Here is an 11,930-nt window from a genome sequence, read left to right as displayed (position 1 = left end):
TAACGCGGCTCGTTCAGACGCAGGTCCGTCGTGATCACCGCCGGCAGCGACAGCGACACCGTCTCCAGACCGCCATCGACTTCACGCGTGACCTGCGCACGGTTGTCCGCCACCGTCACCTTCGAGGCGAACGTTGCCTGCGGCAGCTTCGCCAGCGCCGCGAGCATCTGACCGGTTTGATTCGAATCGTCGTCGATCGCCTGCTTGCCCAGGATCACCAGTTGCGGCTGCTCCTTGTCGACGATCGCCTTGAGCAGCTTGGCCACGGCCAGCGGCTGCAGCTCTTCCTCCGACTCGATGAGGATCGCGCGATCCGCACCGATCGCCAGCGCCGTGCGCAGCGTCTCCTGCGACTGCGACACCCCCGCCGACACGGCGATCACTTCCGTCGCCACGCCCGCTTCCTTCAGGCGCACCGCCTCTTCCACCGCGATTTCGTCGAACGGATTCATCGACATCTTCACGTTCGCAATGTCGACGCCCGTGCCGTCGCTCTTCACGCGAACCTTTACGTTGTAATCCACTACCCGTTTGACCGGTACCAGGATCTTCATGAACTCGCTCCAAAGTTACGTTTACGTCAATCCGCTGCCATTATAACCACACGGCCAATGACGCATAAATTGCATATTTGAGGCATTTTGTGGCGACGTTTCACGACGCACTTCTGATTTGCCACAGATGCGCGATCCCGCTCAAACCGGCAGTGGCACCGGCGGGAACCAAGCCTGTCCGTCGCCGTTTCGCGCCGAACGATCGTGCTATTTTTATGCAAATCGCCACGCGCAGCCAGTTTCCTCGTGGTGCGTTTCCTCTAGAGAAAACGCGCCGCCGCGTGCACGTCTATGATCGAATAGCGAACCGATAATTGCAGCGCCGTCGCGGCAAAGGCGACACCACCATCGGCGAACGTTGGCGGTGTGTGGGGAAGGCTTTACGTCGTCAGGCGAAGACGGCCATCGCGCCCGGAGGAGACATGACAACGCATTCTGAATCGAAGCTGCGCGCCAGCGACGGTCTGGCCCTTCATGTCCACACGTGGCGGCCGCCCGCCGGGCGCGTCCCGCTGCGCGCCGTGGTGGCCATCGTGCACGGCATGGGCGAGCATGGCGGGCGTTACGCGCCACTGGCCGAGCACTTCGCCGCATATGGCATCGCCACCGTGAGCTACGACCTGCGCGGACATGGCCGCTCCGACGGTGCACGCGTCTACGTCAACCGCTTCGACGAATACCTCAACGACACCGAGATCTTCCTTACCCACGTACGCACCACGTTCGGGCCGACGCCGCTGTTCCTGCTGGGCCACAGCATGGGCGGCGCCATTGCCGCGCTTTATACGATTACGCGCGCGCCGGCGAACGTCAGCGGACTGATGCTCAGCAGCCCCGCGCTCGGCCCGGGGGAGCCCGTGGCGCCGTGGATGGAAAAGGCCGGGCGCTGGGTGTCGCGCTGGTTGCCGAAGGTCCCCGTGTTCAAGATCGATCCGGCCGCCATTGCCCGCGACACGACCGTGGTGGACGCTGCACGGCAGGACCCGCTCAACGCCTATCGGGGCACACCGGCGCGCACTGCCGCCGAATTGCTCGACGCCATGGCACGCATCCATGCCAACGCCAACGCCCTGCACCTGCCGCTCTACATCTTCCATGGCACCGCAGACCGGCTCACCGCCCCATGGGCAAGCGAACGGTTTCACGGCAACGCCGGCTCGCAGGACAAGACCCTGCGCCTGTACCCGGGCCACTTTCACGAAACACTCAATGACCTCGATCGCGAGAAGGTCATCGATGAACTGACACAGTGGCTGGAGCAGCACCTGCCGCAGACCGGCGACGCGTCGTCGGACTTCGAGCCCCAACGATTTGCGCCGTCGGCGCGACCGGCATTCGGCGCGCATCACAACGTCTGAACGAGGCCTTCACGCGGAACCCGCCCCGCGAGCAGGGTCTCGCGGCGCGATACCCCACTGCGCGTTACACTGAAAGCGTGTCGAATTGCGAGGAGCCCCGGCATGCAAGCGCAGACGAAGTACTCGCCGCAGACCGTTACCGGCATGCATTTCTGGACGCCGACGATCTTCAGCATCAAGACCACTCGCCCGCCCGGCCTGCATTTCACGGCCGGACAGTTCGTGCGACTCGGTTTGCCGGGCGACGACGGCGAACTGATCTGGCGCGCCTATTCCTTCGTGAACTCGCCCGCAGAAGATACATTGGAGTTCTATGTAATTACAATTCCGGAAGGACAGCTCACGCCACGCCTTGCCGCGCTCAAGGTCGGCGACGAACTCTTCGTCGATCACACCGCGTACGGCTTCCTCACGCTCGATCGCTTCACCGGCGGCGAGGACCTGTGGCTGCTGGCCACCGGCACCGGGCTCGCGCCTTTCATTTCGATTCTGCGCGACCCCGCCGTGTGGCGACGCTTCGAGCGCATCTTCGTCGTGCACAGCGTGCGATGGGAACGCGACCTTGCCTACTACGAGGCGCTCAAGCACTTCTCGCACCCGGACGTCGATCCTGCGCTGGTGCACAAGCTTCGCTTCGCCGTGAGCGTGACGCGCGAGCAAACGCAGGGCGCACTGTCCGGACGCATCACGTCGCTACTGTCGTCGGGCGAGCTGGAAAAGGCGATGGGCGCAACGCTCGATCCCGCGACGTCGCGCATCATGGTGTGCGGCAATCCCGACATGATCAAGGAATTGCGCGCCTGGTTCACCGGCAATGGCTACGCGGTGAGCCGCACGGCAACGCCCGGGCCGCTGGTGCTCGAAAAGCAATGGTAGGCACCGTGAGCCGACGCCACGGCGCCACGGCACGGGGCGTCACCCCGCAGGCTTCGCCCAGTCGGGGGGACGTTTCTCGATGAACGCCTGCACGCCTTCGAGCGCGCACGCCTGCATCATGTTGCAAGCCATTGTCTGTCCGGCCATCTGATAGGCCGCTTCGATGCCGGTCTCGGCCTGGCGGTAGAACAGCCCCTTGCCTGCGGCGACCGCCGCCGCCGGCTTGGCAAGGATCGCCCGGCACAGCGCCGCCACTTCCGCATCGACCCGCTCCATCGGCGCCACGCGATTGACGAGTCCGCGCTCGCGGGCGGTTTCTGCATCGATGAACTCCCCCGTGAGCAGCATCTCCATGGCCTGCTTGCGGGTGAGATTACGAGAGAGCGCAACACCGGGCGTCGCACAGAACAGCCCGACGTTGATGCCGGAGACGGCAAAGCGCGCCGCAGACGCCGCGACCGCGAGATCGCACATGGCCACCAGCTGACAACCCGCAGCGGTGGCGATCCCATGCACGCGTGCGATCACGGGTTGCGGCATGCGCTGCATCGTCAGCATCACGCGCGTGCATTGGTTGAACAACGTGCGGTAGTAGTCGAGCGACGGCTCGGCGCGCATCTCCTTGAGATCGTGCCCCGCACAAAACGCCGGACCGGCGCCTGCGAGCACCACGACACGAGCGCTGTCGTCATGCGAAATGCTATCGAGCGCCGCTTGCAGCGCAGCCAGCATCGCCTCGGAGAGGGCATTGAACTGACGTGGACGATTGAGCGTGAGGGTGACCACACCGGCCAACTCACCTTCTGCGCGTGAAACGAGGACCAGCGGCTCGGCAGCCGCCATCGACTCCGATGACGTCATGATGTCTCCTGTGGCGCAGCGGTCTTCGCCGTGCGGCATTTCTCAGTCGCTACTCAGTCGCAATCTGCCCGTCCCTGGCTCATCACTCACCGACGTACTGTCGAGTATTGTCGAGCACGAGGTGTCACCGCGCGCCGGGCACAGGACGTCAAACGTCGGCGAGCACTTTCAGATGCGCCACGACACTGCGTCCGAGCGCCGAGAGGTTGTAGCCACCTTCGAGGCAGCTCACGATGCGTCCCTTGGCATGACGGTCCGCAATGGCCTTCACTTCCTTGGTGATCCAGGCGAAGTCCGCTTCCGTAAGCCCGAGGCCACCGAGGTCGTCTTCGCGGTGCGCATCGAAACCCGCCGAGAAAAAGATCATCTCGGGACGGAAGGCGTTCAGGCGTCCCAGCCAGCCGTACTCGATCGCTTCACGCGCCGCCATGCCGGACGTGCGCGCTTCGAGCGGAATGTTGAGCATGTTCGGGGCCGGATCGTTCGCCCCGGAAAACGGATAGAACGGATGCTGGAAGATGCCGCACATGAGCACGCGCTCGTCGTTGCCGAAGGCCGCTTCCGTGCCGTTACCGTGATGCACGTCGAAGTCGACGATGGCGACGCGCGAGAGCCCGTGGACTTCGAGCGCGTGCGCGGCCGCAATCGCCACGCTGTTGAACAGACAGAAGCCCATCGCACGCGTGGGCGTGGCGTGGTGGCCCGGCGGGCGCACGCTGCAAAATGCGTTATCGAGTTCGCCACCGATCACGGCGTCCGTCGCGGCAACGGCAGCGCCGGCGGCACGCGTGGCGGCACGCCAGGAGTACGGATTGAGCAGCGTATCGGGATCGATCGGGAAATAGCCGGACTCGGGAATATTGTCGCGAACGAAATCGATATGGTCCTGCGAATGCACCAGCCGCAGGCTGGCCTCGTCGGCGGCCGGCGCTTCACGGCGCTCGAGAAGCCCATCGATGCGGCCTGCGATCAGCTGGTCCTCGATGGCACGCAGCCGCTCCGGGCATTCCGGATGCCACTCGCCCATCTCATGACGGACGCAATCGGGATGTGTATAGAACCCGGTAGCCATTCGTTGTGTCGCCTATCGCTTCGAATCGTTATATTGAGACGGGCGGGGAATGCCCGCCGCGCCGTGGTCTCCACGTCCGGTAGCGGCCGAGTGCGGAGCCTGACTCGCATTGCGGCAACGTGACTTCGCATGCGATCACGTCACTTGCAAATGCGTGCCGATGGCCGGCATCCCCCATGAACACTGTCACAGACAGTGCACAGGCCTTAAGGTATCACAGGTGCACTCGGTTATACTGCCAGGCAGTCTCCCAGCAGACCCGTGTCCGCCGGTAAGGGCCAATCTCCCGAAATTCGGGACGGCCGGAACTGGCATGAATGGTTGACGCTCTAGGTATTAACGCACGTCGAGTGACATGTCGGATCGTCACGCGTGGTAGATGTGCATCGACTCAGGTCGACGTGAGTTTCAACGCGACTAGCGTGGTGGTGGTTCCCGAGTGGACCGCGCCACATTCGACTTCATACAGGCCTGACAGACAGCATGACTTCACCGGTACGGATGTACGACGCTTTCTCATCGGCGCACGCGCGCCCCACTCATCGACCGGACCATGGCCGCCATCCCACGATGGCCGCGCACAGCGCCCGCACCACGCCATCGGTCGGGCAACCCCTCATGATCGCTCGTCGTTCGCAGCGCCCGAATCCGCTTCGCGCCATCGGCGCATTGGGCATTGCGCTGTGCATCGGTGCACTCGCCATGACGAGCGTGGGCGTGCACGCGCAGACAGGCCCCCGGCAGACCGCGCAGACCGAGTTTGAAGAGGAAGTGATACCGCAACGCTATGCGGCGAATCCGGAGGTCGACGCGTTCATCAATGACATCGTGGCGCGCGACGGCTTCAATCGCAGCGAATTGCAGAAGGTGTTCTCGCGCGTCGTGTTCTCGCAGACGGCGGCGCGACTCGCTGCGCCGCCCGCTACCCCCGGTCAGAAGAACTGGACGAATTACGAGAAGCGGTTCCTCGACAACACGCGCATCAACGGCGGCGTGCGGTTCTGGAACCAGAACGCCGCAGCGCTCTCGCGGGCCGCCAGGGAGTATGGCGTGCCGGAGGAGATCATCGTCGCCATCATCGGTGTAGAGACGATCTACGGGCGCAACATGGGTAACTTCCGCACGATTGATGCGCTCACCACCCTCGCGTTCGATTACCCGCCCGCTCGCAACCGCTCGGAGCGCATGGCGCTATTCCGCAAGGAACTGGAAAACCTGCTGCTCTACGCGCGTGAGCGCAGCGTCGATCCGTTCAGCATCTATGGCTCGTACGCCGGGGCCATCGGCATTCCGCAGTTCATGCCGTCATCGATCCGGAATTACGCGGTCGATTACAGCGGTGACGGGAAGATCAATCTGACGAGCGACGTGGCCGACGCCATCGGCAGCGTTGCCAACTTCCTCAAGCAGCACGGATGGCAACCGGGTCAGCCCGTCGTGTGGAACATCGCCAACGATCGCGGCAGTCAGGGCCTGGCGGAAGCCGGGGCCGACGGCCAACCCGAACCGCACTGGAAACTCAGCGACTTCATCAAGGCAGGCATGCTGATGAACGAGCCGAGGCTCGATGTCGGCTCGGCGCTCGACACGCCGGTGCTGATCGTCGATCTGCCGACGCCGGGACAAGCCACGCAGTACCGCATGGGTCTCACGAATTTCTACGTGCTCACGCGCTACAACCGCAGCTTTTTCTACGCGATGTCGGTGTACGATCTGGCCGACGCGATCAAGGCGGCACGTGCGCCGTAACGCCTGAGACTCGCCGTCACCTTACGAAAAACGGGACCTGAGGGTCCCGTTCTCGTTGATGTGGCAGCGCTCGCGATTACGCCGGGAACACGCCCGTCGACAGATACCGGTCGCCACGATCGCATACGACGAACACGATGGTCGCGTTCTCGACTTCGTGCGCCAGGTTCAGCGCAATCTGGCAGGCGCCGGCGGCCGAGATACCGCAGAAAATGCCCTCTTCGGCTGCGAGTCTGCGGGCCATGATTTCCGCGTCGGCCTGCGTTACCGAGACGGTGCGATCGACACGCGCCCGGTCGAAGATCTTCGGCAGATAGGCTTCCGGCCACTTGCGGATGCCGGGAATGCGCGAGCCTTCCGCCGGTTCGGCGCCGATGATCTGGACCGCCTCGCTCTGCTCCTTCAGATATTGCGAGACCCCCATGATCGTGCCCGTGGTACCCATGGCCGAGACGAAGTGGGTGACACGGCCTTCGGTGTCGCGCCAGATTTCCGGACCGGTGCTCTCGTAGTGCGCGAGCGGGTTGTCAGGGTTGGCGAACTGATCGAGGATGATGCCGCGTCCGTCACGTTGCATCTGCTCGGCGAGGTCGCGGGCATACTCCATGCCGCCCTTGACCGGCGTGAGAATGATCTGTGCGCCGTACGCGCCCATGCTCTGACGACGCTCGATGGAGAGGTCTTCCGGCATGATGAGGATCATCTTGTAGCCACGAATGGCCGCTGCCATGGCGAGCGCAATGCCGGTATTGCCGGAGGTCGCCTCGATCAGCGTATCGCCCGGCTTGATGCGCCCGCGCAACTCCGCGTGCTTGATCATCGACAGCGCCGGACGATCCTTCACCGACCCCGCCGGATTGTTGCCCTCGAGTTTGCCGAGAATCACGTTGTTGCGGCGGCGAACTTCGTCGTCGGGCAAACGCACCAGTTGCACCAGCGGCGTGTTGCCGATGGTGTCTTCGATAGTCTTATAGGCCATTGCGCTAAGCTTTTTCGGTCGGGAATCGAAACATTCTAATCCACCGGCCATCAGCGCGCTCAGGCTGAGGTCTTCCGGCCGGGCGGCGCGCTCGCGCACACCCGGCGATTTGCCGCTTCCGGATTGTCAGAGCTTTGGCGCGCTTGCTGCCGCCGGCGCCTTGGCCTTCTTCGACTTGGATGACTTGGACGACGCGGCATCGGCGGGTGCAGCCGGTGCGGATGCCGTCGCAGGGGCCGTTGCGGCCAGTGGGGTGCTCTTGGAAGCGTCGGTCGTCTTGGACTGCTTGGACTTCCCCGATTTGGATGCCTTGGCATCAGCCGCGCCCGCAGCAGGGGTTACCGACGAGGGGGCCGCGGCCGGTGTGACCGGTGTGGCCGGTGTGACTGATGTCGCCGGTTTTGCCGGGATAGCAGTCGGCCCGGCCGAGGCAGGGGTCGGCGTCGGCGCGGCAGACGGCGTGGGTGTCGGCGTCTTTTGCGTGGCCGTGGCCGGCGCCGGAGCGGGGCTCGCCGCTGGCGCCTTGGCAGAAGTTGCGGGCGTTGCCGGTGCCGCGCCACCGCCCTTCCCACCGATGGTCATCCCTTCGGCTTGCAGAGACGACACGGACTTGGCGCCTAGCCCTTTGACGCGCTTGGCGACGTCGTCGGCGTCCTTGTACGGCCCATGGGCATTCCGTTCGTCGATGATGGCCTTGGACTTGACCGGCCCGATGCCCTTGAGCGTCTCGAGTTGCGCCTGATCGGCGGTATTGATGTCGACGGCGGCCATGGCCAGGCAGCACAGGGCAAAAAAGGTAACAACCGCCAGCAAGAGTTTGCGAAGCATGATCTGTTCCTTGAAAGGTCACTCGGGCCGGTACCCGCCGATACCCCGATACCGCCGATACCCAGTTAACGCCTCAGTCGCCCCCAGGATGACATGGATCCCCCCACATCGCGTAGCGCATTGCCCGCCACAATGCCGTGTGGATGCCCTTGGATGCCCTTGGATGCCCTCTGAATGCCCTTGGGTGCCCTTGAATGCCCCGCAAACAACGCGGGGAGCCGTCTGGCTCCCCGTGTCGTCGGCGTCCACCGCTGCTCGAACTTACTGCGCCAGCAGCCAGCGCACGTAGCGCGAAACGCCCTCGCCCACGGTGAAGAACGGTTGCTGATACCCCCCGGCGGTGCGCAGATGTTCGATGCTCGCCTGCGTGAAGCACTGATACTTGCCGCGAAGTGCATCCGGGAACGGAATGTACTCGACGATCCCCTGCTTCACCATCTCGTCAAGCGAAAGCGGCGCTTCGCCGGCCTCCTCGCGCAACGTATTGATCACGGCGACGGCAATGTCGTTGAACGGCTGTGCACGCCCGGTCCCCAGGTTGAAGATGCCGCTGCGCTCCGGATGATCGAAGAAATGCAGGTTGACCTTCACGACGTCCTCGACCGACACGAAGTCACGGCTTTGCGTACCGGCGGCATACCCGTTGTACTCGCCGAAGAGCTTCACACGGCCATTGGCGCGGAATTCGTTGAAGTTATGGAACGCCACCGACGCCATGCGGCCCTTGTGCGCCTCGCGCGGCCCGTAGACGTTGAAGTAACGGAAGCCCGCGACCTGACTCGGCAACTTGCCGCCCGCTTCGCGCATTGCGCGTCGCACGATCTGGTCGAACAGAAACTTCGAGTAGCCGTAGACATTCAGCGGCTTCTCGTACTCACGCGTTTCCACGAACGTCTCCGAGGCGCCATAGGTCGCCGCCGACGACGCATAGAGGAACGGCACTGTCTGCGACTGGCACGCCTCGAACAACGCACGCGTGTAGCGGAAGTTGTTCTCCATCATGTAGCGACCGTCCGTCTCCATCGTGTCGGAGCAGGCGCCTTCATGGAAAATCGCGCGCACGCGACCGAATTCGCGACGCTGAAAACGCGCAACGAAGTCGGTCTTGTCGAGGTAATCGCTGATCTCGCAATCGACGAGGTTGCGGAATTTGTCGGCGCGCGTGAGGTTATCGACCGCGACGATGTCGGTCTCTCCGCGCTCATTGAGGGCTTTGACGATATTGGCGCCGATGAAGCCCGCAGCGCCCGTCACGATGATGGTCATGTCAGGTCGGAAAAGAGTTCGTTGTAGTCGACGGTCGCGGTACCCAGTTTGCCCACGACGATACTGCCCGCGCGGTTGGCAAGCACGACCGCCTGCGGCAACGGCAGACCGGCTGAAAGCGACGCGGCCAGCGTAGCGATCACGGTGTCGCCCGCGCCTGAGACGTCATACACTTCACGCGCCTGCGCGGGCACGTGCAATGCGCCGCCTTCCGTGAAAAGCGTCATGCCCTCTTCGGAACGCGTGAGCAGCAGCGCTTCGAGTCCCAGCGACTCGCGCAGATTTTGCGCGCGCGAAGTCAGGTCGTCTTCCGAGCGCCACACCCCCACGACCTGCTGCAACTCGGCGCGGTTCGGCGTGAGGATGGTCGCGCCACGATAACGCTCGTAATCGCTGCCCTTCGGGTCCACCAGCACGGGCTTGCCCGCGGCTCGCGCCGCCTCGATCATGGGCTGGACATGCGTCAGGCCGCCCTTGGCGTAATCCGAGAGCAGCACGACGTCGTAGCTCGAGAGCAATTGACGATACTGATCGAGCACAGCGAGCAGCACTTCGCGCGCCGGCTGATTTTCGAAGTCGATGCGCAGCAATTGCTGCTGACGCGACACGATGCGCAGCTTGATGGTCGTCGCCAGATCGGCATCGCGCGTCACGAACGCCGTCACGCCGCTCGCATCGAGCATGTCGACCACACGCTCGGCCGGTTCGTCTTCACCGAGCACGCAAAGCAGACCGGCCTGGGCGCCCAGCGACGTGGCGTTGAGCGCCACGTTCGCCGCGCCACCGAGACGTTCCTCGTTGCGCTTGACGTGCACGACCGGCACGGGCGCTTCCGGCGAAATGCGATTGACGTCGCCAAACCAGTAGCGATCGAGCATCACGTCGCCAACGATCAGCACGCGTGCATGGCTGAATGCCTCGCGGGCCACCTTGGGCACGCCAGGCGCCTGAACCGTGCGAGTGAGCGAAGTTGCCGTCGAAGTCATGCGTCGTTCCTCGAAATTCAAGCGGACTCGCTCAGCCCGCGGCCGATGGCGTGATACTCGATGCCCAGTTCCTGCATGGCTTCCGGCTCGTACAGGTTACGGCCGTCGAAGATCAGCGGCAGCGACAACGCGGACTTCACCTTGGCGAAGTCAGGGCTGCGGAAAGCCTTCCATTCGGTGACGATGACCAGGGCGTCTGCGCCGCTCAGCGTGTCGTTCTGCGTCGCACAGAATTCGACGCGGCTGTGCGCCTGCGCATCGTCGGCGAAGTCCAGCGCCACAACGCGACGTGCCTCTTCGAGGGCCACCGGGTCGTATGCACGCACGCGCGCACCGCGACGCACCAGCTCCGCGATCACGCGGCGGCTCGGCGCTTCGCGCATGTCGTCGGTATTCGGCTTGAACGCCAGGCCCCACAGCGCAAACGTCTTGTCCTTGAGGTCGTCGCCCAGACGCGCGACGATCTTGTCGATCAGCACCGTCTTTTGCGTCTCGTTGACGGCTTCCACGGCGTTGAGAATTCGTAGCGGCAAACCGTAGTCTTCGGCAGTGCGCACGAGCGCCTGAACGTCCTTCGGGAAGCAGGAACCACCATATCCGCAACCGGCGTAGAGGAAGTGGTAACCGATGCGCGGATCCGAACCGATGCCCTGACGCACGTCTTCGATATCAACGCCCACGCGATCGGCGAGATTGGCCAGCTCGTTCATGAACGAGATACGCGTGGCCAGCATGGCGTTGGCGGCGTACTTGGTGAATTCCGCCGAGCGAACATCCATGTACAGCGTGCGCTCGTGATTGCGGTTGAACGGCGAATACAGGCGCTTCATCATGGCGCGCGCCTGCTGGCCGTCGGCGTCGTCGTCCACGCCGATCACGATACGGTCCGGGCGCATGAAGTCGTCCACCGCCGCGCCTTCCTTGAGGAATTCGGGGTTCGAGACCACGGAGAACTTCACGTCCTCGCCGCGCTTGGCGAGTTCCTCGGCCACCGCTGCGCGCACTTTGTCAGCCGTGCCGACGGGGACCGTCGACTTGTCGACGATGACCTTGAAACTCTTGGCGTAGCGGCCAATGTTGCGCGCGGCGGCCACCACGTATTGCAGGTCTGCCGAGCCATCTTCGTCGGGGGGCGTGCCCACGGCGATGAATTGCACGTCGCCATGCGCGACCGAGGCCTCGACGTCCGTCGAGAATTGCAGCCGGCCGGCTTCGCGGTTACGTGCGATGACTTCCTGGAGACCCGGTTCGTGGATCGGCACGCCGCCGTTGTTCAGGATCTCGATCTTGCGCGGATCGACGTCGAGACAGAACACGTCGTTGCCGACGTCTGCGAGACAGGCACCCGTGACAAGGCCGACGTAGCCGGAACCGATGATGGTGATCTTCATGATTTTGCGA

The 11,930-nt window shown here is 63.8% G+C and carries 11 protein-coding genes; 3 read left to right on the top strand and 8 right to left on the bottom strand.

The window, feature by feature from the left end; all coding sequences use genetic code 11:
* Nucleotides 1-554, bottom strand: a 554-nt coding sequence (locus tag PCA31118_RS16370) for an electron transfer flavoprotein subunit beta/FixA family protein (RefSeq protein ID WP_150626166.1), incomplete at its 3' end; no start/stop codon positions are given.
* Between the two features lie 422 nt (nt 555-976).
* Between PCA31118_RS16370 and PCA31118_RS16365 the strand changes: the two genes are divergently transcribed.
* On the top strand, nt 977-1,912 hold the full coding sequence (locus tag PCA31118_RS16365; RefSeq protein ID WP_150626165.1) for an alpha/beta hydrolase: 936 nt from the start codon (nt 977-979) through the stop codon (nt 1,910-1,912).
* 102 nt (nt 1,913-2,014) lie between these two features.
* Nucleotides 2,015-2,788 carry a ferredoxin--NADP reductase gene (locus tag PCA31118_RS16360; RefSeq protein WP_150626164.1) on the top strand — a complete coding sequence of 258 codons (774 nt, stop codon included), beginning with the start codon at nt 2,015-2,017 and terminating at the stop codon, nt 2,786-2,788.
* A gap of 39 nt (nt 2,789-2,827) precedes the next feature.
* Here PCA31118_RS16360 and PCA31118_RS16355 read toward each other — a convergent pair whose 3' ends face one another.
* Nucleotides 2,828-3,649: an enoyl-CoA hydratase gene (locus PCA31118_RS16355; RefSeq protein WP_150626163.1), complete on the bottom strand. Its 822-nt coding sequence runs from the start codon at nt 3,647-3,649 to the stop codon at nt 2,828-2,830.
* Nucleotides 3,650-3,797: 148 nt separating this feature from the next.
* Nucleotides 3,798-4,721 carry a histone deacetylase family protein gene (locus PCA31118_RS16350; protein WP_150626162.1) on the bottom strand — a complete coding sequence of 308 codons (924 nt, stop codon included), beginning with the start codon at nt 4,719-4,721 and terminating at the stop codon, nt 3,798-3,800.
* A gap of 483 nt (nt 4,722-5,204) precedes the next feature.
* Here PCA31118_RS16350 and mltB point away from each other — a divergent pair, with 483 nt between their 5' ends.
* Nucleotides 5,205-6,470: a lytic murein transglycosylase B gene (mltB, locus tag PCA31118_RS16345; protein WP_246190269.1), complete on the top strand. Its 1,266-nt coding sequence runs from the start codon at nt 5,205-5,207 to the stop codon at nt 6,468-6,470.
* Between the two features lie 76 nt (nt 6,471-6,546).
* On the opposite strand, the gene cysM is transcribed toward mltB, so the two are convergent.
* The 5 genes from cysM to PCA31118_RS16320 form a co-directional block, all read right to left on the bottom strand.
* Nucleotides 6,547-7,449: a cysteine synthase CysM gene (cysM, locus tag PCA31118_RS16340; protein ID WP_150626161.1), complete on the bottom strand. Its 903-nt coding sequence runs from the start codon at nt 7,447-7,449 to the stop codon at nt 6,547-6,549.
* 126 nt (nt 7,450-7,575) lie between these two features.
* Nucleotides 7,576-8,277 (bottom strand): ComEA family DNA-binding protein, encoded by a 702-nt coding sequence (locus PCA31118_RS16335; protein ID WP_150626160.1) that lies wholly within the window; start codon nt 8,275-8,277, stop codon nt 7,576-7,578.
* 261 nt (nt 8,278-8,538) lie between these two features.
* Complete coding sequence (gene rfaD, locus PCA31118_RS16330) at nt 8,539-9,543, bottom strand: ADP-glyceromanno-heptose 6-epimerase (protein WP_150626159.1); 1,005 nt, start codon at nt 9,541-9,543, stop codon at nt 8,539-8,541.
* A complete protein-coding gene (gene rfaE1 / locus PCA31118_RS16325) occupies nt 9,540-10,529 on the bottom strand; it encodes a D-glycero-beta-D-manno-heptose-7-phosphate kinase (RefSeq protein ID WP_150626158.1) in 990 nt (329 codons plus the stop codon). Before rfaE1 ends, rfaD begins: the two co-directional genes overlap by 4 nt.
* A 17-nt stretch (nt 10,530-10,546) precedes the next feature.
* Complete coding sequence (locus PCA31118_RS16320) at nt 10,547-11,920, bottom strand: UDP-glucose dehydrogenase family protein (protein ID WP_044454729.1); 1,374 nt, start codon at nt 11,918-11,920, stop codon at nt 10,547-10,549.
* Between the last annotated feature and the right edge of the window lie 10 nt (nt 11,921-11,930).

It is taken from the genome of Pandoraea captiosa (assembly GCF_902459775.1).
Taxonomy (GTDB): Bacteria; Pseudomonadota; Gammaproteobacteria; order Burkholderiales; family Burkholderiaceae; genus Pandoraea; species Pandoraea captiosa.
The sequence above is the reverse complement of the archived record's forward strand: the minus strand, read 5'-3'. Positions and strand labels throughout refer to the sequence as shown.